At 68.4% G+C, this 22,933-nt stretch carries 22 protein-coding genes; 9 read left to right on the top strand and 13 right to left on the bottom strand.

Going from position 1 to position 22,933, the window contains the following annotated elements; genetic code table 11:
* Positions 1 to 123: 123 nt before the first annotated feature.
* Positions 124 to 447, bottom strand: coding sequence for an NIPSNAP family protein (locus ACX80L_RS07125; RefSeq protein ID WP_459288648.1), 324 nt, complete (start codon positions 445 to 447; stop codon positions 124 to 126).
* 148 nt (positions 448 to 595) lie between these two features.
* A complete protein-coding gene (locus ACX80L_RS07120; RefSeq protein ID WP_459288646.1) occupies positions 596 to 1,393 on the bottom strand; it encodes a nitrilase-related carbon-nitrogen hydrolase in 798 nt (265 codons plus the stop codon).
* A gap of 135 nt (positions 1,394 to 1,528) precedes the next feature.
* Between ACX80L_RS07120 and ACX80L_RS07115 the strand changes: the two genes are divergently transcribed.
* The 5 genes from ACX80L_RS07115 to ACX80L_RS07095 all read left to right on the top strand — a co-directional run bounded on the left by ACX80L_RS07115 (position 1,529) and on the right by ACX80L_RS07095 (position 5,401).
* Positions 1,529 to 1,702 carry a hypothetical protein gene (locus ACX80L_RS07115; RefSeq protein ID WP_208740031.1) on the top strand — a complete coding sequence of 58 codons (174 nt, stop codon included), beginning with the start codon at positions 1,529 to 1,531 and terminating at the stop codon, positions 1,700 to 1,702.
* Complete coding sequence (locus ACX80L_RS07110; protein WP_459288644.1) at positions 1,699 to 3,159, top strand: purine-cytosine permease family protein; 1,461 nt, start codon at positions 1,699 to 1,701, stop codon at positions 3,157 to 3,159. The genes ACX80L_RS07115 and ACX80L_RS07110 overlap by 4 nt, the downstream gene beginning before the upstream one ends.
* Positions 3,156 to 4,253 (top strand): alcohol dehydrogenase catalytic domain-containing protein, encoded by a 1,098-nt coding sequence (locus ACX80L_RS07105; RefSeq protein WP_459288642.1) that lies wholly within the window; start codon positions 3,156 to 3,158, stop codon positions 4,251 to 4,253. The genes ACX80L_RS07110 and ACX80L_RS07105 overlap by 4 nt, the downstream gene beginning before the upstream one ends.
* A gap of 180 nt (positions 4,254 to 4,433) precedes the next feature.
* A complete protein-coding gene (locus tag ACX80L_RS07100; protein ID WP_459288640.1) occupies positions 4,434 to 5,051 on the top strand; it encodes a TetR/AcrR family transcriptional regulator in 618 nt (205 codons plus the stop codon).
* A gap of 110 nt (positions 5,052 to 5,161) precedes the next feature.
* On the top strand, positions 5,162 to 5,401 hold the full coding sequence (locus ACX80L_RS07095) for a hypothetical protein (RefSeq protein WP_208739562.1): 240 nt from the start codon (positions 5,162 to 5,164) through the stop codon (positions 5,399 to 5,401).
* Between the two features lie 219 nt (positions 5,402 to 5,620).
* Here ACX80L_RS07095 and ACX80L_RS07090 read toward each other — a convergent pair whose 3' ends face one another.
* The 10 genes from ACX80L_RS07090 to ACX80L_RS07045 form a co-directional block, all read right to left on the bottom strand.
* Positions 5,621 to 7,171, bottom strand: coding sequence for a sulfatase-like hydrolase/transferase (locus ACX80L_RS07090; RefSeq protein ID WP_459288638.1), 1,551 nt, complete (start codon positions 7,169 to 7,171; stop codon positions 5,621 to 5,623).
* A gap of 309 nt (positions 7,172 to 7,480) precedes the next feature.
* Entirely contained in the window at positions 7,481 to 9,013 is a 1,533-nt protein-coding gene (locus ACX80L_RS07085; protein ID WP_459288636.1) for a sulfatase-like hydrolase/transferase, read from the bottom strand.
* 195 nt (positions 9,014 to 9,208) lie between these two features.
* Positions 9,209 to 10,897 (bottom strand): HNH endonuclease signature motif containing protein, encoded by a 1,689-nt coding sequence (locus tag ACX80L_RS07080; protein WP_459288634.1) that lies wholly within the window; start codon positions 10,895 to 10,897, stop codon positions 9,209 to 9,211.
* A 363-nt stretch (positions 10,898 to 11,260) separates the two neighbouring features.
* Positions 11,261 to 12,052 carry an SRPBCC family protein gene (locus tag ACX80L_RS07075; RefSeq protein ID WP_459288632.1) on the bottom strand — a complete coding sequence of 264 codons (792 nt, stop codon included), beginning with the start codon at positions 12,050 to 12,052 and terminating at the stop codon, positions 11,261 to 11,263.
* A complete protein-coding gene (locus tag ACX80L_RS07070) occupies positions 12,049 to 12,627 on the bottom strand; it encodes an ArsR/SmtB family transcription factor (protein WP_459288630.1) in 579 nt (192 codons plus the stop codon). Before ACX80L_RS07070 ends, ACX80L_RS07075 begins: the two co-directional genes overlap by 4 nt.
* Positions 12,628 to 12,892: 265 nt before the next feature.
* Positions 12,893 to 13,777, bottom strand: coding sequence for a GntR family transcriptional regulator (locus ACX80L_RS07065; protein ID WP_459288629.1), 885 nt, complete (start codon positions 13,775 to 13,777; stop codon positions 12,893 to 12,895).
* A gap of 33 nt (positions 13,778 to 13,810) precedes the next feature.
* Positions 13,811 to 13,969 carry a hypothetical protein gene (locus ACX80L_RS07060; protein WP_459288627.1) on the bottom strand — a complete coding sequence of 53 codons (159 nt, stop codon included), beginning with the start codon at positions 13,967 to 13,969 and terminating at the stop codon, positions 13,811 to 13,813.
* Between the two features lie 85 nt (positions 13,970 to 14,054).
* Positions 14,055 to 15,080: a 4-hydroxythreonine-4-phosphate dehydrogenase PdxA gene (gene pdxA / locus ACX80L_RS07055; protein WP_459288625.1), complete on the bottom strand. Its 1,026-nt coding sequence runs from the start codon at positions 15,078 to 15,080 to the stop codon at positions 14,055 to 14,057.
* Entirely contained in the window at positions 15,077 to 16,375 is a 1,299-nt protein-coding gene (locus ACX80L_RS07050; protein ID WP_459288623.1) for a four-carbon acid sugar kinase family protein, read from the bottom strand. Before ACX80L_RS07050 ends, pdxA begins: the two co-directional genes overlap by 4 nt.
* A 2-nt stretch (positions 16,376 to 16,377) precedes the next feature.
* On the bottom strand, positions 16,378 to 17,457 hold the full coding sequence (locus tag ACX80L_RS07045) for a 2-keto-3-deoxygluconate permease (RefSeq protein WP_459288621.1): 1,080 nt from the start codon (positions 17,455 to 17,457) through the stop codon (positions 16,378 to 16,380).
* Positions 17,458 to 17,707: 250 nt separating this feature from the next.
* Between ACX80L_RS07045 and ACX80L_RS07040 the strand changes: the two genes are divergently transcribed.
* Complete coding sequence (locus ACX80L_RS07040; protein WP_459288619.1) at positions 17,708 to 18,520, top strand: glycosyltransferase; 813 nt, start codon at positions 17,708 to 17,710, stop codon at positions 18,518 to 18,520.
* A gap of 77 nt (positions 18,521 to 18,597) precedes the next feature.
* Positions 18,598 to 19,539, top strand: a complete 942-nt coding sequence (locus ACX80L_RS07035; protein ID WP_459288617.1) for a glycosyltransferase — start codon at positions 18,598 to 18,600, stop codon at positions 19,537 to 19,539.
* Between the two features lie 4 nt (positions 19,540 to 19,543).
* Here ACX80L_RS07035 and ACX80L_RS07030 read toward each other — a convergent pair whose 3' ends face one another.
* Positions 19,544 to 20,458 (bottom strand): 2-hydroxyacid dehydrogenase, encoded by a 915-nt coding sequence (locus ACX80L_RS07030; protein ID WP_459288615.1) that lies wholly within the window; start codon positions 20,456 to 20,458, stop codon positions 19,544 to 19,546.
* Between the two features lie 169 nt (positions 20,459 to 20,627).
* Here ACX80L_RS07030 and ACX80L_RS07025 point away from each other — a divergent pair, with 169 nt between their 5' ends.
* Complete coding sequence (locus tag ACX80L_RS07025) at positions 20,628 to 22,010, top strand: D-arabinono-1,4-lactone oxidase (protein WP_459288613.1); 1,383 nt, start codon at positions 20,628 to 20,630, stop codon at positions 22,008 to 22,010.
* A gap of 45 nt (positions 22,011 to 22,055) precedes the next feature.
* Complete coding sequence (locus ACX80L_RS07020) at positions 22,056 to 22,886, top strand: glycosyltransferase family 8 protein (protein WP_459288611.1); 831 nt, start codon at positions 22,056 to 22,058, stop codon at positions 22,884 to 22,886.
* Positions 22,887 to 22,933: the final 47 nt, after the last annotated feature.

Raw genomic sequence — 22,933 nt, 5'->3', positions numbered from 1 at the left:
TACAGCGCCACCTGGAGGAGGAGTGTCATCCGCAGGAATGGTGGTGTATCGCACCCGTCGGGACGGGCCCTGCTCCCGACGGTTCATGCCTGCATGGCGAGGAAGGACAGAGTGCGACGGCGGCTACTGCGCTCCGGCGATCGGGTGGAGGTCCGTCGCGGCGAGCATCAGAGACTCGATGCTCGCCGTCAGGGCGCCATCCGCCTCGGAGGCCGCCTTCGCATCGATCCACCGCTGGTCTGCGCCGAACGCCGCCCAGTTCGCCTTCGGATCGCCCTCGTGGCGCAGCAGGTAGACCAGGACATCCGGGACCCCGACCGGCGTCCAGTAGCCGAGGCTCGTCATGTTGTGCTCGACGAAGAGGTCGATGGTGCTGTCCCGGAAACGTGCCATCAGGGCGTCCAGCTTGCCGGGGGTTGCGGTGTAGGTGCGCAGTTCGTAGGTCATGGTTCTCCTTGTGCTGGCGACGGCGGTTGTCGGTCCCAGCCTAGGCGTGCGGGCAGGGTCATCGTCCGCAGGTGTGCTGCTGTACCGGTCCGACGAAGCAGTCCCCGGGCGCCGACGCTCATCCTCTGTCGGGGAGCCAGGCGGAGAGCTACGCGAAGAGCTCCGGACGCCGGCAGGTCATGTAGGTGTTGAGCTCCCGGGCGCGGAGCACCTCCGCGTGGTCGACCTCGGCGACCAGCAGTTCCTCCCCGTCGCCCGCGAGCCCGAGGAACGTCCCGTACGGGCTCGCGATGCTGCTCAGCCCGGTGAAGTCGGGCGCGGTGTGGTTGGCATAGGCGATGTAGACGCCGTTCTCGAGGGCGCGGGCGGGCACCAGCAGGGTCGAGATGCGCTCCGCGTTGTAGGTGTGCTCCGGTGCGCGGTCCCCGACGTCGCCCGTCGCCGGCACCGCCGTCGGGATGAGGAGCAGGTCCGCGCCCCGCTGCGCCGCACTGCGCGCGAACTCGGGGAACTCGATGTCGTAGCAGATGCCGAGTGCCACGGTCAGGCCCAGGAGGGGAATCGGCTCCGGAAGGTCGTTCCCCGGCAGGAAGACCGATTGCTCCTCCGGTCCGAACAGGTGCGACTTCCGGTACCGGGTCAGCTCCGTGCCCCGGCTGTCGAACAGCGAGGCGCTGATGTGCCGCCCGGTGGGCGTGGCCTCGACGGTGGATGCGACGAGCACGATGCCGTGGCGCCGGGCAATGCCCGCGAGTTCGGCACGGATGCCCTGCCCGTCCGAGTCGGCCACGCGTGCGGGCGCGTAGCCCGTGGCGAACAGCTCCGGGCTCACCAGGATGTCGGCGCCCTGCTCGGCGACGCGAGCCGCATACGTGTCGAGCCGGCGGAGGTTCTCGTCGACAGCGCCGACCACCCCCGCCGCCTGGAGTACCGCCAATCCGGCCATGCCTATCCTTCCCCGAACGGCTCTGCCACCGTCTTCCCGTGCTGACAGGGCCACCGTAAACCCGTTGACAGAGCCCATGCTAGGCCCAATCATTGACCCGAACCGAATGACATTCGATTAGCGGAGGCGGAAACGATGGATGCAGCAGACAGCGCGACAGCAGAAGCGTTGCAACGGAGACTGACGGAGATCTCGGCGCACGAGCAGGGCGACTCCTCGCGTGCCGCCCTCTCGGGCCGGGACCTCGGCCTGTTCACCCTGGTGACCCTCGGGATCACCGTGCTGGGTTTCCTGGTGCTGGCGCTGTGAGCGGGAACAAGCAGGGCAACGCCACCCCCGCCGTCGGCGAGACCAGCGGATCGCTCGGTTCACTGCCGCTGCTCCGCACCGAACGGATCTGGAACGGCGCCGACTTCACCGGCGTCAACATCAGCCTCGCCATCGCCACCTGGGCGTTCCTCGTCGGGGGTTCGACGGCGCTGCTCGTCGGCTTCCAGCAGGGCATCGCCGCCATGGTGATCGGCAACGCCATCGGGCTCGGGTTCATGATCCTCGCCAGCGTCGTCGCCAGCCAGCACTACGGCGTCGAGCAGTACACCATCCTCCGGCCCGTCTTCGGACTGGTCGGCGTGGGCATCCTCGTCTTCACCGTCATCCTGATCACCGAGATGGGCTGGTCGTCGCTGCTGGCGATCATGGTCGGCAGGGCGGTCACGCAGGTGTCCAATTCGACGTTCGGCACCGACTTCGGGCCGGAAAGCCTCATGGTGACGTTCTTCGCGCTCGTCGCGATCGCCGTCTCCTGGTGGATCCTCTCCCGCGGACCCGTCACCATCGGGCGGTTCAACAAGTTCATCGCCCCGGGCCTGATCATCGTGACCGTCTTCCTGATGGTCTTCCTCGTAATCAACACCTCCTGGGACACGCTGCTCAGCGCCGCGCCGCTCGCCCCGTTCGAGGACGACCGCCTCAACTTCGCGCTCGCCGTCGAGTTCAATGCCGGTGTGGGCGTCTCCTGGTACCCGGTCATGGGGTCACTCGCCCGGCTGACGAAGACACCGCGGGCCGCCCTCTGGCCCTCGTACGGCGGGCTGCTCGGCGCCACCCTGATCGCGCAGATCGTCGGCATGGCCGCCGCCCTGACCCTCGGGGACTCGGACCCGACCGTCTGGATGCTGCCCTTCGGCGGCCCGATCCTCGGCGCCTTCATCCTGCTGTTCATCGCCTTCGCCAACATCACCAGCACGTCCTCCATCGTCTACTCGACGGTGCTGGCGATCCGGCAGGCCAGCGGCAACCTGCTCTCGCGGGTCCGGTGGGCCTGGCTCTGCGCGGGGTTCTTCGTGCTGCCGGCCATCCTCGCGTTCTTCCCGGGCTTCATGTACCTGCGGTTCATGACGTTCGTGACCCTCAGCGGCGCCTTCCTCGCTCCGATGTGCGGAGCGATCATCGCCGACTACTTCCTGCTGCGCCGCCAGCGCGTGGCACTCGAGGAGCTGTACCGGCACCGGGGGGAGAGCGCCTACCACTTCTCCGGTGGGATCAACTGGGCCGGACTCGGCGCCGTCGCTGCCGGGGCCGTCTTCTACCTCGTGATCTACAACCCGGTCACGCTCACCACCCAGCCCGTCTTCAGCTACATCACGGCATCCTTCCCCTCCGCCGTCGTCGGGGCGATCGTGTACTACGTGCTCGCCCGGGTGCTCTACGTCCGCCGCGGCGTCGGCGGCTATGCCCGGGTGGAGAAGGCCGGGAGGAACGCATGAGCCGCCCCGCACAGGCCGCCGTCCACCGCAGCGGTTCCCGGGACCTCGAACTGACCACGGTCGACGTCGCCGATCCCGGCCCGGGCACCGTCCTCGTCCGGATGGGCGCCTCTGGTGTCTGCGGATCCGACCGCCACGTGCTCGACGGCGACTGGACGCTGCCCTCACCCACGGTCATGGGCCATGAGGGCGCCGGTACCGTCGAGGCGATCGGCGACGGCGTCACCGACGTCGCGCTGGGGGACCACGTCATCCTGTCCTGGTTCTACCCCTGCCGGCGCTGCACCGCCTGCCTCTCCGGCAAGTCGTACGTGTGCACGGGCAGCCGGTCCGAGGAATGCCTGCTGCCCGACGGCAGCACCCCGCTCTCGCTCGACGGCGACCGCGTCTTCCCGTACCTGACCGTCGGGTCGATGAGCGAGTACGCCGTCGTGCCCGAGGCCGGAGCCATCCGCATCCCCCGTGAGGTCCCGTTCGACGTCGCGAGCCTCATCGGCTGCTCGGTCGCGACGGGGTTCGGAGCCGTGGTGAACGACGCCGGCGTCGAGGCGGGCACGTCCGCCGTCGTCGTCGGCACCGGCGGTGTGGGGCTCTCGATCATCATGGCCCTGCGACTTGTCGGCGCGAATCCGATCATCGCGGTGGACCTGAGCGAGGAGAAGCTCGCCGTGGCAAGGGACTTCGGCGCCACCCACACGCTGACGCCGTCCGCGGAGCTCGCTGAGGAGATCCAGGGCCTGACCGGGGGAGGCGCGGCCTATGCCTTCGAGGCGATCGGGCGGGTCCAGACCATCGAGTCCCTTCCCTCCCTCATCGCGCCCGGCGGCAAGGCCGTCATCGTGGGTCTGCCGCCCGAGGACAGCCCGGTCTCCATCGACGCGTTGCTGCTCGCCGAGAGCGGCAAGTCGCTCATCGGCTCCAACTACGGGTCCACCGTGCCGGGTCGGGACTTCCCGCGGCTCGCGGAGCTGTACCTCGCCGGTCGATTGCCCGTCGACCGGCTTATCTCGCACCGGATCGGCCTCCAGGAGGTCAACGAGGCCTTCGACGCGATGCGCAGGGGGGAGCGAGCCCGTAGCGTGATCGTGTTCTAGTCATCCGACGGCGACGGCGACGGCGACGACGACGACGGCGATGGCGACGACGACGACGGCGATGGCGACGGCGGGGGGCGGAGCCGTCGGCGGGCACAGTCGTCAGCGGGCCGGAGCCGTCTTCGGGCACAGTCGTCAGCGGATACAGCAGTGCGGCGATGCCGCCGAGTCAGGGGGAACATGGGGCGGCCACGCCAGGCGATCCTGTCGCCGGAGAAGATCTATCGGGCGGCTCTCGAGCTGGTCGACGAGTTCGGGGACTTCACGCTGCCGGGACTCGCGAAGCGGCTCTCCGTCAGTCCGTCGTCGATCTACCACCACGTGCAGGGACGGCCGGAGATCATCAACGGGATCCGGTCCGTCATCGGAGCCGACGCCCTGGCTGCCGGGGACTTCTTCACGGCCGGCCCCGCGTGGCAGGACCGGGCCGCGGCATGGGCCCGCAGTTACCGCAGCGCGCTGGGCCAGCACGCGAAGTGCATCCCGCTGCTCGTGGGTGAGGCGGTGACGGACCGGGCGACGCTCGAGATCTACGAGCACCTCGCCGCACTGTTCGTCGAGCAGGGCTTCGCGCCCGACGACGTGGTGGTGGCGGTGACCGTGCTCGACAGTTTCATGCTGGGCTCTGCCCTCGATGTGGCGGCGCCCGAGTCGGCCTGGCTCGCGGATGCCGAGGCCCAGCCCGCGCTCCACGGAGCGTTTGCGCGGGCATCCCTGGCAGGACCGCGCGCCGACATCAGCTTCGAGGTGGGGGTGACGGCGATCGTCGCGTACCTGCAGACGCTGGCCCGGAACTGAGGGCGACGGCGATGCTCGCGCCGGCAGCTCGGAGATCCTGCGCAGCTGACAAGAACTTCTAGCGGCTCAGTGCAGCCTGGAACGTCGTAGCGTCCGCCTACCCTCTGGGTATGACGACGATCTCGAAGGGGTCCAGCCGGACGACGCCGTGTCCTCGATGCGGCCACGAGGCCTGGCCGATCGCCTACGGCATGGTCCCGCCCTCCGTGCAGGAGGAGAACCCCCGCGTGGTGTACGCGGGCTGCGTGATGAGCGAGGAATGGCGTCCCGATCCTGCAACCGGTGAGCCCCGGTACGGGACGCCCGAGTGGGAGTGCCAGAAGTCCGGGTGCCGTCACCGCTGGTGGTGAGGGAGCCTGCGGCGTAGATCGAGCGACGCCGGAGCGACCCGGATCGCGTCACGCCGGATCGAGCGACGCCGGATTGAGCGACCCGGATTGCGTTAGGCCGGATCGAGCGACGCATCTCGAGCGTCACCGGATCAGCGACCCGGATCGCGTCACGCCGGATCAGCGACGCAGATCGAGCGACGCGGGTCGCGTTACGCCGGATCAGCGACCCGGGTCGCGTTACGGCGTGCCGTCCTCGCCGGCCCAGGCCCGGGCGTAGAACTCGGGGGACAGGGCGTCCAGCAGTTCACCGTAGGCGCCGGCCTCCATCGCCTGCGCCGAAGTCTCCGGGACCGACGGCGCGAAGGCGGACACACCCAGCCCGGCCTCGCGGCCCTGCAGTGTCAGGCCCGCCGCCTCCAGGATTGTGGGGTACAGGTTCAGCTGGTCCACGCGGGGGTGCAACGTGCTGTCGCCGTCCGCGCCCGGTATCCAGATCCGGTTGAAGATGGTGCGGTTGCTGTGGTTGTCGAGCTGCTCGTGGAAAGCGTCGCCGGCACTCATGTGCTTGAGGTGGTCGCCCATGATCACCACTGCGGTGTCGTCGAGGTAGCCCTTCTCCTCCATGTAGTCCACGAAGCCGGCCATGAGGGTCATGGAGCAGGAGAACACGGAGGTGACCTCACTGTTCGTGTCCACGTCGCAGTAGTCGTAGACGTGCACCGGCTCGTGGGTGTCCAGCGTCAGCAGGGAGAGGTTGAAGGGCTGACCGGTCCGCTCCGCGTCCGCGTGCAGTTGATCGATCTCGTCCTTCGCGTGCTCCAGGAGTCGTTCGTCGCTCAGGCCCCAGTCGCTGCGGAAGTTCTTCACCGGTTCACCCGCGGCCCGCCAGTCGGCAAGGCCCTTCACCTCGGAGTAGCCGTGGCTGCCCAGGAACGTGTCCTTCGCGGCGAACGAGGAGTTGGCGCCGCCCAGGAAGACGTTGGTGTAGCCGTGGTCGCCCAGGACATCGCCCAGGCAGGTGATGCCGCCCAGGTAGGTGTCGACGTCGTCACCGTCCGTCGAGGAGGAGCTGCTGTCTCCTGCGGTGCCCAGGCCCTTCAACGGGACTCCGCACTGCGTCGAGGTGATGCCCGCCATGGTCCAGCCCCCACCCCGATACTGCTGGAGGTCGTCCACGCTCTGCCAACCGTCGGACTCCCTGGTTGCATCCTTGAGGGAAGCGAAGGCGTCCTTCTCGAAGAGCTGGTCGTCCGCGAGGGTGGCTTCACCGGATTCGAGGTAGATCAGCACCAGGTTGCGCTTGTCCTCGTCGCCGGTGACGATCGGTTCCACGTAGTAGTCGCCGAGGTCGTACTCGGAGTTCGCAGCTGCGATGTAGTCCTTCACCCCGACCGAGCTCGCGAAGGCCGTGGTGCCTCCGACGACGACGGCTGCCACCAGGGCGGTGGAGAGGGAGCGCATGACCCACCGGCGGCGAGGGCGCACGATGTCGCCCAGGTTGCGGTGCTTGCGGCGACGGCGGGACTGCCAGAGTGCGATCCCGAGCGTGAGCAGCAGGGGTACGACGCCGATGCCGAAGACACCGATCCAGACGAGGCCGCCACCGCCGTCGGTCTCTAAGGAGACGAGGTTCAGGAGCATCTGACCCACCGAGATCTCGCCCCAGTAGTAACGGATACCTGCGGCGGCGATGAGCAGCGCGAGCCCAGCCCAGATCAGGACGTAGACCAGGACGCGTCCAAGGATGACGCCGACCCGTCGGGTCACGTGCAGAATCCGGCCGAGCATGGCAACACCTCGCGTTCGGGATGCCCGCGTGGTCGCCGCACACCCTTGACATTCGCCCCGTTCTCGGGCGGAAAGATTTTAGTACCGTCAGGCTACCTGTTCAACCTGAGTTCACCCCTACTTCACCCGCTGCATCGTGCGGCATGCGACCATTCCGGTGGTCGATCCGGTGCCGGAACCTTCTCAGCAGTGAGCGCTCCCACCGGCCGCTCGTGGGACCAGGAGGGCTGCGGGTTCTCGTGGTCGGCCCCAGCGCCATCGATGACTGCTCCGCGCCATGCCCGAGGAGCGGGCGGCCCTTGCGTCGCCCTACTGCCCGATGTCCTCACCGGCCCAGGCTCTCTCGTAGAACAGTGGGGACAGTGAGTCCAGCAGTTCACCATAGGCGACCGACTCCATCGTCTGCGCCGACGCCTCCGGGACGAATGGCGCGAAGGCGGACACCCCCACCCCCGCCTCGCCATCCTGCAGTGTCAGGCCGGCCGCCTCCAGGATCGTGGGGTACATGTTCATCTGGTCCACGCGGGGGCGCAACGTGGTGGTGCTGTAGTCGTCGCCCGGTATCCAGAACCGATTGAAGATGGTGCGGTCGGCATCGTCCAGCTGCTCGTGGAACGGGTCATCCGCGCCCATGCGCTTGAGGTGGTCACCCATGATCACCACAGCGGTGTCGTCGAGATAACCCTTCTCTGCCAGGTAGTCCACGAATTGCGCCACCAGGGTCATGGAGCAGGAGTACACGGAGGTGACCTCGTCCTCCGTGTCCACATCGCAGTAGTCGAAGAGGTGTGCGGGCTCGTGGGTGTCCAGCGTCAGCAGCGTGAGATTGAAGGGTCGACCGGTCCTCTCCGCCTCGGCATGCAGCTCGTCGACCTCGTCCCGGGCGTAGGCCAGAAGGCGTTGGTCGCTCAGGCCCCAGTCGCTGCGGAAGTTCTCCTCCGGCTCACCGGCGGCACGCCAGTCGAAAAGGCCCTTCTGCTCCGAGTAGCCGTGGGTGCGCAAAAAGGTGTCCTTTGCGCCGAAGGCGGCATTGGCGCCGCCCAGGAAGACGTTGGTGTACCCGTGCTCGTTCAGGACATCGCCCAGGCACGTCACCCCGCCCAGATAGGTATCCGCATCGCCACCGAGAGCATTGGTCTGAGGGCCTCCGCCAGGGGAGGCCATGCCCTTCAACGGGATGCCGCACTGCGTCGCGGTGAGGCCGCCCATGGTCCAGCCTCCGCTCTTGTACTGCTGGAGGTCGTCCACGCTCTGCCAACCGTCGACCGCCTTGGTGGCTCCCTTCAAGGCAGCGAAAGCGTCCTTCTCGAAGAGCTGGTCGTCCGCGAGGGTGGCTTCACCGGATTCGAGGTAGATCAGCACCAGGTTGCGTTTGTTCGCGTCGCTGGTGACGGTCGGCTCCACGTAGTAGTCGCCGAGGTCGTACTGGGAGTTGGCCGCCGCGATGTAGTCCCTCATACCGACGGTGGTGTCGAAGGCTGTGGTGCCGCCCAGGACCACCACGGCCACCAAGGTCGTTGAGATGGTGCGCGATTTCCACTGCGAGCGACGAGGGTGCTTACGGCGTTGGACGTACTGCCAGAGAGCGATCCCGACGGTGACGAGCAGGGGAGCGACGCCGATTCCCAGGATGGCGACCCAGACGATGGCTCCGCCCCCGCCGTCGGTCTCTACGGAGACCAGGTTCATGAGCATCTGGCTCACGGTGATCTTGCCCCAGTAGTAGCGGATGCCGGCGGCGGCGATGAGCAGCGCGAGCCCGGCCCAGATCAGGACGTAGACCAGGGTGCGTCCCGCGACGACGCCGACCCGTCGAGCCACCTGCAGTGCTTCGTCAGCCAAGGCAACACCTCGCGTTCGCAGATGCCCGCGTAGTCGCCGTAGACCCTTGACATCCGGCCCGTCCTCGGGCAGAAGAATTTTAATACCGTCAGGCTACCTGTTCAACCAAAGTTCACTCGTTGTTCACAATTGGTACCCTGCGGCACGTCGTGAGCTGTACCCTGCTGCGCTCGGCCAGCGGTGCCCCGCGAACCCTCAAGCAGAGTTGCTACGGGCAGTAGGTTGCGCGGCTTCGGCGTCGAGTAGTTGCTCGTGGACCGCCTCCTCCACCTGCCAGTACCTGTTTCTTCGCGGGGTCCGACCCGGATCGACGTACGTCGGCGGAGTGAACCAGGGGATGCCGTGCTTCGATTCGACCGTCCACTTCCCTTCGTGCACCACGTGATGATGACGTGAGCACAGGAGGACTCCCTGGCTGATACTTGTTGTTCCTCCTGTGGCCCAGGGCGCAATGTGGTGGGCTTCGCACCAGGTTGCCGGGATCGAGCAGTCGGGGAAGGCGCAACCCTTGTCCCTCGCAACGAGGCCGCGGCGCAGATGTGGAGGGAAGAGCCGCTGTGCCCGACCGATGTCGAGGATCTGGCCCTTGCCGCCGAGGACCAGCGGGATGATGTCGGCATCACTGGCCAGCTTCCGGATGCTTCGTACGCTGATCTGCTGCCCGAACACAGCGTGACCGGCCCGCTCCATCTCGCCTACGAGGTCCGAATAGCTGATGGTCACCATGACCTGGGGGCGGTGTCCGCCTGATGCAGACAGCCCGTCCGTCGACAGGGCGATCCTGCACGCAGACACCAGGCCGTCGAGGAGGCTCTGGGGGCGCGTCGGCCGGGCGTCGTCGCGGGCGTCACGTGAACCTGAGTCGTCCCCTCCTGTGGAGCTCCCTCCGGCGTCGCTTCCACCGGTACCGCTCCAGCCTGCGTCGCTCCCGCCGGCGCCACCCTCGCCTGTGCCGCCCCATCCACTCTCACCGGCAACCCCGACGGTTCTGATCCCAACCGCCGGGTCTCCGATGGCCTCAAGGGCGCTGGACTTTCCCCTCGGATTCGTCGCAGTGTTCATGGCGGTCACCAGATGCTCGAACTGCTCATCGGTTGCGCCGATCTCCAGAAAATGCAAGCCGTTCCGTCTGCCCTTGAGGAAGACACCCTGTCGTGCCCGCAGTACCTTCTCCGTAGGCTCCTGCCCGTCCTGGTCGAGTACACCTTCCCAGCGTCGCGCCAGAACGCGCAGGAGGTCCTCGTCCGACTCCATCGCCTGCAGCGTGAGGTGGCGCTCCATCGACTCGAGCTGCCGTGGAGTTGCGACGGTACGTACCCGCTGAACCGCGTCATGGACGATCGAGACCGCGCGTCCACTGACCTCGCCCGCGTTCGCTGCGGAGCCGAGGATGGGCATCGGAGCGGGAGTGGAACAGCCGCTCGCAGCGACGCCGGGCAGGACGCCTGCCGCAAGTCTCAACCGGCGGTTCGCCTCGAATCGGCTGATCCCGAGTCGGGCTCGCAGGAAGTCGGCACAGGTCCTGAATTCGGGATGTCGGGCCTTCTTGTCCCGCTGATCGGCATCTGCTGAAGGAGTTCCGGCGATGTCCCCGGAGCCTTCGCCGTCGACCTTCGACAGGCTGAGCTCCGCCCGCACAATGAGCGACCCGCAAGCGTCCTGCTCGCCGATGCTCACAACGTCGTGGTCCTGAGCGGCTCGAGCGGCAATGATTTGCAGATAATCGACGATCTTCGAGATCTCCTCGATGGTGACAAGCGCTTCCACGACGTCACTCTTGGGGAGGAGGAGGTGGTGCTCTGCCAGGTCCTGACCGAAAGCGAGCAGCTCGGACCGAATGGACTCCAGTGGAGTATCGGGATGCTCGAGCGGTGTAACGGCCATGACTCATTTTATCGAACGTACGTACTAATCCCGCTTCCTCCGACCCATTGTGGAGGAGAAGTCAGGCACCTCTCCTCCACAGTCTTCGAAGGAGCCCGGCCGCTGGCGCCGCAGCAACGCCGAGGTGGCGGGCAGCACCACAGCAACGTCGAGGTCGCGTCGAGTGCCGCAGCAACGCCGAGGTGGCGAGCAACGCCATCGCAGTGCCGAAGTCCTGCTCACTAACGCAGCCATACCGAGGCCGCGGGCATCGACACCAAAGCCGGGATGAACGGCACAGTCGAGGTTCGGTCCTTCACGCCTAGGGGCGGGCCCGTCGGCGGAAGGGGTCACCCCTTGAGCGCAGCTAGCCCGCCCGAACTGTCAGGCCGGGACGCTGAGCCCCTGCAGCCAGGCCTGCCACGCCGGCTCCTCGCGCTGCACGTAGTCCGCCGCGTCGGCCGAGAACAGATACGCCCGTACGCCCACGGTCGCTGCACTCTCGCCCTCGCCGTGAGCGAAGACGCTGAGCATCCCGGGTACCGGTGCGGTGATCCGGATCAGTACCTGTCGCTCACCGACACGCTCCACCGTGCCGGTGGTGCCGCGGACCTCGACCGCTGCGCCCTCATCGCCCAGGCCGAGCGCACCGTGCAGGGTGGCCCAGAGTGTCTGCGGGTCTCCGGGGTGGGACGCGGAAGCCTCGAGCTGAGTGACCTCCTGGCCGGGGAAGTGCGTCAGGTACAGGCGCAGGTTGTCGAAGAACGGCATCCAACTGGTGCTCATGTCATCCCAGAACTCCGACTCCCAGGCATCACCGGTCCCGAAGCCGCTGCTGGTGACGTGCACGATGCAGGTGCCGCCCGAGCGCGCCTCGACGAGGAATTCCGACGTCAGCGGGCTGAGCGCCTCCGGGTCCTTGCCCATGAGGGCGGCCCAGTCCTCCTCGTACTCGATGCGGCGCGGCGGGTCCCAGCGGGTGACCTGACCGTCCGAGCCCATCTCGGGACCCATGGCGAAATGAAGGGAACCGCCTTCGCGCTCCTCCATCTCGGTCGGCAGGAACCAGGCACTCATGCCCTTGGCGGTGGCGATGGCCTGCCAGACCTGCTCCGGGGTCCCCGGGACCTCGACGCTGAATTCCAGGCGGTACGGGACGTTCGGGGTCGTGCTCATGACTTCTCCTCGGGAAGGGGGTGGGCGGCGACGACGAGCCGGTGGGGGAGCCCGTCGTCGTGGTGGTAGCGAGCGGCCAGGTCGAGCACCGCGGCGGTCAGGTCGTCCGCGAAGGCGGCCCTGTCAGCCGCGGATCGAAAACCGATCTGCGTGTCGATGGTCAGCGTCGGCAGGCGCTGACCGGATGCGCCTGCCCGGCGCGCCAGGGCGCCGACCTCGCGCATCAGCCGGCCGGCCAGCGCGACGAGGTAACCCGCCGACAGGTGATCATTGTTGGCGTCCGGATCGGCCGCGGACCCGCTGACCGCCGCAGGTGACACGACGTAGGACGCAGCCGACGCCTGCAGCACCCGCTCGGTGATGCCCCCGTGCCGGCGCTCCTCGAACAGTTCCACGAGGCCGTGCGTCTCGAGCGTCCTGAGGTGGTAGTTGATCTTCTGGCGTGCGATACCGACCCGGGCGGCGAGCCCGGCGGCGGAGGCCGGAACGGCGAGCTCGCCGAGCAGCCTGGCTCGGACCGGATCCAGCACAGCGGCGGCTGCCTCAGCGCTCTCGATGACTTCGACGTCGTACATGCCATCATCGTGCGCTCGACAAGAAAAATTGTCAATGGGTCTACTCCGCCGTAAGGAAGAGAGAAGGTGCCGGAAAGCAGCTTCGAGACCAGTCGAGGAACAGGCGAAACCCCGATGACCGGCACCGCACCCGAGGAGAGCGCAAGGAGGCCTATGTGCTCACGCCGTATCGACCCGATCGGGTGAGATCAAGAATGGAACTGGCCACCGAGGGACGATGCCGGGGCCGCCGGGAGCGCGGAGCGGACGGCGGGTACCACCGTCATCAGGAACTGCTGCGCGACAGATCGTCGGCGAGGCGGAGCAGATCGGCTCCCAGCCGGCGGGCGCGATCGGCGACCGCGTCCGGAGTGTCACCAGCCGACGACGGCGAGAGGCCGCCTGTCACTGCCGGTGCCGGAGGCTCATTCTGGATGTCGATGTCGAACACAACATGGTCGGGGTGGTGCCAGGTCGAGAAGACCTCCACGGGCCGGCCGTCCTGGTCGAAGCTCGTTCCCTCCAGGAGGAGGACGGGCGACGACGCCTCCAGCTGCAGCAGTCGCAGCAGGTCTCCGTCGCCCGGTACCGCCCGGATCTGCCGCTTGCCGGACGTGATCCGCACGCCGAACTTCTCACCGAGTACCGCATGGAGTGATGCGTCCCGCAGGGACTCGGCGTCCAATGTGGAGAAGACGGGTGCCGGCAGCCACGTATGGATGACGGCGATGGGCACACCGTCAGCCGTCCGCAGCCGCTCGAGCGCGAGAACCTGCGGGGTCCCGAGGACCACCGTCGACGCATCGGCGTCCTGTACGGTCAGCGACAGCACCTCCGTTCCGACGCTCGCCCCGGTGCTGCCCAGCTGCGCCGAGAGTCCGGATGTGCGGTGCACCAGCCGGTGGTGCTCGCGGCGTGGAGCCACGGTACTGCCGCGCCCGCGCCCCCGCTCGATCAACCCTTCATCGGTGAGCGCGCCGAGGGCCTGACGCACCACGGATCGGGACACCCCGTACCGCACCTGCAGCTGTGCCTCGCTGGGCAGCGAGGTGCCCGGCGGCAGTGAGTGGTTCAGGATCTGCGCGCGCAGATGCCCGCGGAGCTGCAGGTGCAGCGGCTCGCTGCTCCCCGCATCCAGTGGACGCTCCTGTGGATCGTCTGGTCCGGTCATGAGAGGCTCCGGTTCACGATGGTGGTCAAAGACCTACGCGTCAGCACTGTCGGAGGACAACGAGGCGCTGTCGGAGGAAGGCGACGAGGCGTCGTCGTGCTTCTCGAGGATCTTGCCGTCGTGGACCCGCTTGAGCTCGATCCCCTCGAGGTAGCTGGGGACGGGTGGGTCGAGGTCTTCGTCGCTCGTCATGATTCCGATCCTAGGCGTCGGGAGAGGACAAGCGGCGACGGCGTCGGCAGCGTGCCCCCTCCCGGTCATCAGACTGTACGAACCCCTACTTCTTCTGCGCGGTCCGCCAGACGTGGTCCCAGCCCGGTGCCAGCGCAGCTGCGCGGCGCATCGACAGCACGAGGCTCGCCTCGCGGGCAATGCCCTGGCCGGCGATGTCGAACGCCGTTCCGTGGTCCACCGAGACGCGGACGACGGGCAGGCCGACGGTGATGTTCACGCCGTCGTCGCCGTAGACCGCCTTGAAGGGTGCGTGGCCCTGGTCGTGGTAGCAGGCGATGACCATGTTCCACTTGCCCTTGACCGCGGCGGGGATGAGCGCGTCCGCGGGGATGGGCCCGTGCACGTTGATGCCGTTCTCGCGGGCGGCAGCGACGGCGGGGGCGAGGATGTCGGCGTCCTCGTCGCCGAACAGGCGGTTCTCGCCGGCGTGCGGGTTGAGCCCGGCGAGGCCGATCGGCTCGTCCGGGTTGCCGAGCGCCTTCGTGAAGGCACTGACGAGTTCGATGACATTGCCGGTGCGCTCGGGTGTGACGTCCTCGATGGCCTGCCGCAGGGAGACGTGGGTGGTGAGGTGGAAGAAGTAGAGGTCGCCCGCGGAGAGGACGAGGCTGAAGTTCTCCACCCCGAACTCGTGCGCGAGCAGCTCCGTGTGGCCGGGCCACTTGTGCCCGCCGGCGTGCATCGCGGCCTTGTTGAGCGGCGCGGTGACGATGCCCTGGACCTTGCCTTCGCGGGCCAGGCGGCAGGCCTCGACGACGAAGCGGTAGGAGCCGTCGCCGGCGGCCGGGCTGAGCTCGCCGAGCTTCACGTCGGCCAGGGACGGTCCGGTCTGCAGGAGTTCGATGATGCCTGGCTCGTTGGTCGCGTCCTCGATCGAGGACAGCACGCGGACCGTGTCCGGGTCGCCGCCCACGTTGCTGACGCCCTGGCGCATGGCGGCCTCGTCACCGATGACGACGGGCCTGCATTCCTGCCGGACATCGTCGTGCCCGAGGAGGGATTTCGCAGTGATCTCCGGACCGATGCCGGCGACGTCGCCGAGGGTGACGGCGAGGGTGGGGATGCTCATGAGGATGCCTCCGTTGAGTGGGCGAGGGTGGTGGTCAGGGTCCGAGTGAGTTCGGTGACGGTGTCGAGCAGGGCGGTGACCGGCCCGAAGCCGCCGGCCTTCGTGACGACGATCTTTCCAGCCGCGGTGCCGCCTTCGACGACGCCGACCGGGATGCCCTCCTGGATGGCGCCGGTGATGCGCAGCGCCTGGGCCCGGGTGGCGTCGAGGACGGCGCGGGCTCCGTCGCCGCCGACGAGCACGAGGGCGCCGACGGATGTGCGGGCCAGGGTCTGCTGCACCACCGACGCGAGACTGTTCGCGATGGCGGTACCGCTGAGGGTCTCGGAGCCGCCGACCGCCTCGGGGGAGGTGATGACGACGACCCGCGGCAGGGATTCCGGGATCTCGAGCTCTGCGGCGGCCCACTGCGCGAGCCGGTTCGGCTGGTCGAGCAGGGACTCGTTGGGCTGCAGGATGCGGAGGTCGGCGGAGTCCAGCTGAGATTGCAGGTGGTCGGTCTGAGCGCGGGCGACGTCGTGCAGCGAACTGACGACGACGACGATCCTCTGCCCCTGCGCGGCGGGTGCAGGTTCTGCTGCTGCGTGTACTGCTCCGGCGTCGGCCCAGGCGGCTGCCATCGCTGCGGCGAGGCCGGCCGACCCGGCGGGGATCGCCGTCGGGCCGGCGACGACGAGCGCGGCCGCGAGGGTGCGCAGGTCGTCATCGGATGCGGCGTTGACGACCACGACGCCGCTACCCGCCGCGTTCCGCAGTGCCTGTGCATCCCGCTCGGCGGAACCGCTGAGGCTGATCGTCGCGGTGCCGGGCAGGAGCTGCGAGAACTCACTCGTCGGAACCGGCGTGACCGGGTCGCGGCCCGCGGGGGAGTCCTCGACCGGTCCGCCGTGGACGCGCAGCAGGCCGTCCTCGATGGTCCGACCCATGGCCGGGTAGGCCGGGCAGACGACGGCGAAACAGCCGGGATGCTGCTCCTGCCATGCGTCGAGCGCTCCGGCCACCTGCGCCGGGACGCTGCCGCGCATGGTGGAGTCGATCTTCAGGTACAGGCGGTCGGCCCCCGCGGTGGCGAGGTTCCTGATGGCGCTCGCCGTGGCCTGACGGGCGGTGGCGGAGTCCAGCGCGCGGGCGTCGGTGTTGACCGCCAGGGCGCTGCCCGGAAATACCGAGTCCGGGAGCAGTTCACCCAGCAGCAGCCGGGAGGACCAGCCGGTGCGGGAGAACTGGACCACGGAGTCCGTGGCGCCGGTGACGTCGTCGGCCGCGATGCCGACGATGGGTGCAGTGGATGCCACGGTCAGCTGTTCTCCTCGGTCCGACGGGGTCGGTCCGTCGGTGCCGACGGATCACCCGCGGGTGGGAGTTCGGAGGCGGACGTGGGGAGGACCTGCGCTGCGTCATCCGTGTCCAGGCCGCCCTGGCGCTTGAGCACCCAGGTGGCGAGGAGCGGCGCGAAGATCGCGGTGACCAGCACGGCCGAGGCGACCTGCGCGGTCGCGACCTCGACGAACGGGGAGAAGCTCGGATCCGCGGCGGCGACGATCGCCGGGGTCGCGATCGAGTTGCCGGCCGTGGTCGCCGAGGCGATGCCGATGCCGGACTTGGCGCCGCGGCGCAGGACGAAGCGGTAGCCGATGTAGACGAGGGCGCCGGTGATAAGGGTGGCGGCGATGCCGACGAAGATGCCGCCGATGCCGCCGGCGATGACGTTGCGGAGGTCGATGCCGGTGCCGAGGGCGAAGGCGAAGAACGGGATGACGATGTTCGGTACGGGCCGCATGACCTCGGTCCACTTGGCGTCGAGGTTGCCGACGATGAACCCGAGGATCAGGGGGATGGCGGCGGCGAGCAGGGTCAGGAACGGGATGTTGCCGAGGCCCGACATACCGAGGAAGAGCAGGGTGAAGAAGGGACCGTCGTTGATGGCCGAGGCCATGTAGGCGCCGCGGTCGCGGTAGTCGCCGTAGCGGCCGGTGAAGGCGAGCCATAGGCCGCCGTTGCTGTTGTCGAAGCTGGCCAGCAGGGCGAGGATCGAGATGCCGAGGATGCCCTCGACGCCGACGACGAGGCCGAGGCCTGCGACGAGGGCGGCGGGGATGATCGTCTTGAACAGCAGGATGACGCCGGTGGTCGCGAGGACGGGGCCGGAGGCCTTGGCGGTGATCTGCATGCCGGTGGCGAAGATCAGCACGGCGATGAGGGGCAGGGCCGACTCGGCGAACAGGGCGGTGGTGAAGCTGCCCAGTTCGAGGAAGCCGGGCGCGAACGTCCCGACGATCGAGCCGAGAATCAGGGGAATCAGCATGAGACCGCCGGGGATCCGGTTCATGCCGTCGAACAGGGGGATGCGGGATTTCGGAAGCGATTCGGCTGCCATGGCGAATCTTCTCTCTGTACGGGAGGTCTGTGTCGGACGGAGGGGTACGTACAACTAGTACGGACACGATGTACCTACTGTAGGCCGCGTGGGGCACATCACACAAGAAAGAGCCATCCTTTCGCCCGGCCTGGCAGAACTACTCCGTAGTCTTCACTGCCGTGGCACACGTCCACCTGACCCGACGGGAACCGATGTTGATCAGCACGCTGAACGGCCACCGCGGGGGCCACGCCGCCCGCGCCGAGCAGTGACCCCCTCGACGGCCGCCGCGTCGGCACTGGTGGTCATCCCCGCGTTCGGTTCGCCGGAGCTGACCGACGCGGTGGTGCATGACCTATGCCGCGACGGGAGCGACCTCGACCCGGCCCTGCGCATTGTGGTGGTCGACAACGCCGGTGACTATGTGCTCCCCGAGGGGAACATCGAGGTCCACCGCCCGGGGCGCAACCTGCGGTGGATCGGCGCCGCCAACTGGGCGCTGCAGACGGCGTCGCGCGACGGCCATGCGGTCTGCGTGGTGCTGAACAACGACATTCGGCTGTCGCCCGGGTTCCTCGACGGATTGCTCGCGCCCTTCTCCACAGCGGACGACATCGCGCTCGCGGCGTCCTGCTACGACGATTTCTGGCTCCACCAGCGGGCCTCTGCGATCCCGGGTACCGCCGCGGAGTACGTCCCGCGCGACGTGCTGCGCGACGTCGATTTCTGTGACGGCACCGCGATCGCGTTCGCTGTGCCCGCCGTCGTCGAGCTGGGGGGCCTGGACGAGGTCACCTTCCCCCGGCACGGCTACGGCGCGGACATCGACCTGGCGATCCGCGTGCGGGCGGCCGGCCTGCGGTGCGTGGTCACGGAGGGCGCCTACGTCTCGCACCTGCGGCGGCAGACGATGAACCGGACCGGTCAGAGCTCTGAGGGCAACCGGGCGGAGATCCTCCACGGTCTGGACGCCAAGTGGGGCGACGGGTGGCGGGCCGACGTCGGGCTCGGCCCGGACTCGTTCCCCGCCCACAACACCGGGAGCGGCGCGTCCTGGTACCTGGCGGCTCCGGCATGGTGAGCACTCCCGGACGATCCCCGGGGCGGATCGTCTACGCGGGGTTCGCCACACGTCACCACAGCGGCGGGGTGCACGTGATGACCCAGCACGTCCGGCTGCTGCGTGAGCGCGGCCACGAGGCCTGGTTGTGGCTGCCCGACCCGGACGACCACACCGACTGGATCCCCGACGACGTGCCGATGCTGTTCGGCGCCACCACTGCGATCGGCGCCGACGACCTCCTGGTGCTGCCGGAGACCCCGACCGTCCAGGGCCGAGATCCGGCACCCGGAGCGCGCAAGGTCATCTTCAACCAGAACCACTTCTACACCTTCGCCGCCGGCGTGCCCGGCGAGGACTTCCCCGGGTGGACGCCGGCGCCCGCGATCTGGGTGGTGTCCGAGGAGAGCCGCGACGTGCTGTCCGCCGCACTGCCCGGCCTGCCGGTGAGCGTGGTGCCCAACCCGGTCGACGGTGAGCTGTTCGCCCCCGATGCTGCCGACCAGCTCCGGGTGAGCTGGTTCCCCAAGAAGCGGCCGCGGGAGGCCTCCCTGCTGAAGCGGCTGCTGGCCGACGAGCCACGGCTCTCGGGCGTGGAGCTGGTGGAACTGGTCCAGGCCCCGCGGGCGGAGGTGGCCGCCACTCTGGCGGGCTCGGCGGTCTTCGTCGCCCTCGGGCACACCGAGAGCTACGGTCTGCCGGTCGCCGAGGCGCTGGCTTCGGGCTGTCTCGTGGTCGGGTACGACGGCGGCGGCGGGCACGAGCTGTTCGAGGCACCCGGCGCGTGGCGGGTCCCGGACCAGCGACCGCTGCTGATCCGCGACCAGGTGGCGTCCCTGATCCAGGACCTCGACGCCCTGGCGCCAGTCCGCGAGGCCAATCGCCGCTGGGTCCTCGACCGCTATCCGTTCGACCGGACCGGAGCGGCGCTGCAGGAGGCGGTCGCGGCAGCGTGGGCCCAACCCGGCGCCGACGCCGTGGCCGTGCATCCGGTCGCCTGGCTCGACACCCTCGGCCCGAACTTCACAGCGTATGCGTGAGGACTCAGTGGGCTCCCTTCACCACGTTGACGAGGTCCTCGCCGGCCACGTAGCGGCGCACCTGCGCGTTGACCAGCGCGAAGGCTCGCGGGCCGGACTGCGCAATCGAACCGGCGGCGTGCGGAGTGATGATCAGGTTCGGCGCGTTCCACAGCGGGTGGTCGGCAGGCAGGGGCTCCGGCTCCATCACGTCCAGGGCGGCGCGCAGCCGCCCGGACGTCAGTTCTGCGAGCAGTGCCGAGGTGTCCACGACCTTGCCGCGCGCCACGTTGACCAGCAGGGCGCCGTCGGGCATCCGGGACAGGAACTCCGCGTCCACGAGCCCGGTCGTATCCGCGGTGAGCGGAACGGTCAGCACCACCACGTCGGCCTCGGGCAGCAGGCCCGGCAGCTCCGAGGTGGCGTGGATGCCCTCCCGTGCCGTGTGCGCCACGAGCACGGGAACGGCATCGAAGCTCCGCAGCCGGCGCGCGGTCTGCTCTCCGAGGTCGCCGGCGCCGATGATCAGCACGCGCTTGTCACGCAGGTCGTCGGCCTCCATCGGGTCCCACCGGCCCTGTCGCTGTGCTTCACCGAAGTGGGGCAGCCGGCGCAGCGTGGACAGGACGACGGCCAGGACCAGTTCGGCGACAGCCGGGCCGTGCACGCCACGCGCGCTGCACAGGGTCACACCGTCCGGGACGTGCTCGAGGATGTCCTCCACGCCGGCACTCGTCAGCTGGGTGACCTCGAGCTTCGGCATGGCGGCGAACTTCTCGGCGAGGTTGGTGGAGTCCTCGACCTGCGGCACCCAGAAGACAGTCTCCGCCAGCCGCTCGGGCTTCTCGTCCTCACCGTTCCAGACGATCACCTCGATCCCGTCGGGAAGGGCTCCGAGGAGATCGCGAGCATTTGGATCGGGCACGCATACGACAGTCATTTTGTCAGTGTAAACATTCCCTTGACGAGGCAGGGCTATGGTGTCAGCAGGACTTCTACAGAACTGAGAAATTCATCCGCGGTGGCCGGGAATACCCGTGCCCGATGGATCAGCCGCGCCCGTCGGTGCGGCTTCGAAGGCAGAACCGAACTTCTACAGGAGACGCGTCATGGCCATCACACAGCTCACCTACCCCCACCAGGAGCCGGAGCTCACCGGCGAGGACATCCGGCTGCGCAACTGGGCCAGGAACTCCCGGCTGGGCCTGCCCGGCTCGGTCGTCGCGCCGGCCACCGAGGCGGAGCTGTGCGATTTCCTGTCCACCAGTGACGGCCGGGTCCGGATGATCGGGAGCCGGATGTCGCCCGGCAGGATGATCGAGGTCGCGGACGGGGCCGGCACGCTCCTGGACCTGAGCAGGCTGAGCGGCCTGATCTCCAGCACCGACGACACCGCGACCTTCGCCGGCTCGACCTCCCTGGCCGAGGTGTACGCATTCCTCACCGCGCGGGGGCAGATGCTGGACGCCTCACCCGGGGTGATCGCCGAGCAGACGCTGGCCGGCGCCCTGTCCACCGGAACCCACGGTCAAGGCCTGCAGCAGAGCTCGATCGCCGGCGCCGCGCTGGCCATCCGCATGGTGCTGGCCGACGGCACGGTCGCGGAGTTCGATCATGACCACCCGGACTTCCCCGCCGTCCAGCTCGGCCTCGGCTCACTGGGAGTGATCACCGCCGTGACGTTGCGCGCACGGGAGTCGATGATCTACACCTGCGTGAAGAAGGCCGTCGACGCGGGCACGCTCGAGACGGACCTGGAGACCTGGAACCGGGAGAACATCCTGGTCAAGGCGTGGTGGTTCCCGCAGGAGAACCAGGTCCAGGTGTGGACCGCCAACGAGGCGTCCGACGATGAGGTGTCCCGCTACCGGGCCGGCGGCAGCCAGCTCGTGGAGTACGCGACGACCGATACGTCCATGAACAGCACGATCGAGTCCACGCTGCAGCACCTCCGCGACGACAGCAAGGGCGTCGCCGATAACGGCAAGTCTCTCCGCACGGTGTCGCGCTTCCGGGACTTCACCGACGTCACGGGTGACATCTACCAGGTGTTCTGCAAGGGGATCGCGACCCCCCAGATCAACGTGGAGATCGGCATCCCGCTCGCGCGGGCCGGAGCGGTCATCAGGAAGATCAAGGACTGGCATGCGGAGACCCGCCCCCGCATGCACTACCCGGTGATCCTGCGCTGCACCGGCGCGTCCGAGGGATGGCTGAGCCCGTCCAACGGCCAGGACACCTGCTACTTCGGCTTCGTGGTCTACTACGCGGCGGACGGTTCGCTGTCCGAGGAGGGGAACAGCTTCCTCCGGGCCGTGGAGCGGGCCCTGGCCGAGGAGGGCGGCCGTCCCCACTGGGGCAAGTACTTCGACGAATCCCTTTATGACTGGCCGGCGCTCTACCCCCAGTGGGAAGCCTTCCGCCGGGTGCGCGAGACGCTGGACCCGGAGCACAGGTTCGCGAATGCATTCACCGATGCGCTCCTCGACTGACCCGACCCCGCTACTAGGACAGGAACACCACCGATGAATGCCTGGGTGACCTTGCTGACTCAACCCGACTACCTGATCGGGGTCCGGACGCTCCGGGCCTCGCTCGAGCGCTCCGGCAGCACCACCCCCCTCGTCGTCATGGTGACCGAGGGGATCGACGAGCAGGCCCGGCGCCTCCTGCAGGACGACGGGTGCCTCCTGCGGGACGTGGCACCGTTGCGCCCGGCCGGCGGGTCTGCCGACAGCTACGCCAACTCCCGGTTCGCGGAGGTGTGGACCAAGCTGGCCGTCTGGGGCCTGACGGAGTTCGAGCGCGTCGTCTTCCTGGACGCCGACATGCTGGTGACCCGGAACATGGACGAGCTGTTCGCCCTGGACCTGGCCGACGGGGCCATCGCCGCCTGCCACGCCTGCCGGTGCAACCCCAACCGGATCGCGAGCTATCCACCGAGCTGGACACCCCAGACCTGCTTCTACACGCACTGCCGGGGCGGGGACCACGTCACCGAACCGGGTGCGACGGACAACTACCTGAACGGCGGCTTCCTCGTGCTGTCGCCCGACGAGGCCGTCCTCGCCGACATGGTGGCCCGGCTGGCGGCCGTCGAGGACCTCTCGCACTACCCCTTTGCCGAACAGGACTTTCTCAACGAGTACTACCGCGACCGTTGGCAGCCGCTGCCCTACGTGTACAACGCGCTGAAGACCCTGCCGCACCAGCACCCGTCGGTCTGGGATCCGGCGTCGGTGAAGAACATCCACTACATCATCGACAAGCCGTGGGCGAAGCCGCTCGACCCCACCGACCGGTACGTCGAGGTGAACCGGCTGTGGTGGGAGATGGCCGACTCCCTGAGCGCACCCGTCGGCTCCTGACCCGCAGACGAAGGTGCTCGGTGCCGGACCCCCGCTGTGGGGTCTGG

It is taken from the genome of Arthrobacter sp. MDT1-48-3 (assembly GCF_054511015.1).
Note: the sequence above shows the minus strand (reverse complement) of the source record. Positions and strands in the feature narration are given on the sequence as shown.

Bases quoted from the DNA above. Each gene is read 5' to 3' on its own strand.
- ACX80L_RS07125 (WP_459288648.1), bottom strand. From the start codon at position 447: ATGACCTACGAACTGCGCACCTACACCGCAACCCCCGGCAAGCTGGAC.
- ACX80L_RS07120 (WP_459288646.1), bottom strand. From the start codon at position 1,393: ATGGCCGGATTGGCGGTACTCCAGGCGGCGGGGGTGGTCGGCGCTGTC.
- ACX80L_RS07115 (WP_208740031.1), top strand. From the start codon at position 1,529: ATGGATGCAGCAGACAGCGCGACAGCAGAAGCGTTGCAACGGAGACTG.
- ACX80L_RS07105 (WP_459288642.1), top strand. From the start codon at position 3,156: ATGAGCCGCCCCGCACAGGCCGCCGTCCACCGCAGCGGTTCCCGGGAC.
- ACX80L_RS07100 (WP_459288640.1), top strand. From the start codon at position 4,434: ATGGGGCGGCCACGCCAGGCGATCCTGTCGCCGGAGAAGATCTATCGG.
- ACX80L_RS07095 (WP_208739562.1), top strand. From the start codon at position 5,162: ATGACGACGATCTCGAAGGGGTCCAGCCGGACGACGCCGTGTCCTCGA.
- ACX80L_RS07090 (WP_459288638.1), bottom strand. From the start codon at position 7,171: ATGCTCGGCCGGATTCTGCACGTGACCCGACGGGTCGGCGTCATCCTT.
- ACX80L_RS07080 (WP_459288634.1), bottom strand. From the start codon at position 10,897: ATGGCCGTTACACCGCTCGAGCATCCCGATACTCCACTGGAGTCCATT.
- ACX80L_RS07075 (WP_459288632.1), bottom strand. From the start codon at position 12,052: ATGAGCACGACCCCGAACGTCCCGTACCGCCTGGAATTCAGCGTCGAG.
- ACX80L_RS07070 (WP_459288630.1), bottom strand. From the start codon at position 12,627: ATGTACGACGTCGAAGTCATCGAGAGCGCTGAGGCAGCCGCCGCTGTG.
- ACX80L_RS07065 (WP_459288629.1), bottom strand. From the start codon at position 13,777: ATGACCGGACCAGACGATCCACAGGAGCGTCCACTGGATGCGGGGAGC.
- ACX80L_RS07060 (WP_459288627.1), bottom strand. From the start codon at position 13,969: ATGACGAGCGACGAAGACCTCGACCCACCCGTCCCCAGCTACCTCGAG.
- pdxA (WP_459288625.1), bottom strand. From the start codon at position 15,080: ATGAGCATCCCCACCCTCGCCGTCACCCTCGGCGACGTCGCCGGCATC.
- ACX80L_RS07045 (WP_459288621.1), bottom strand. From the start codon at position 17,457: ATGGCAGCCGAATCGCTTCCGAAATCCCGCATCCCCCTGTTCGACGGC.
- ACX80L_RS07035 (WP_459288617.1), top strand. From the start codon at position 18,598: ATGACCCAGCACGTCCGGCTGCTGCGTGAGCGCGGCCACGAGGCCTGG.
- ACX80L_RS07030 (WP_459288615.1), bottom strand. From the start codon at position 20,458: ATGACTGTCGTATGCGTGCCCGATCCAAATGCTCGCGATCTCCTCGGA.
- ACX80L_RS07025 (WP_459288613.1), top strand. From the start codon at position 20,628: ATGGCCATCACACAGCTCACCTACCCCCACCAGGAGCCGGAGCTCACC.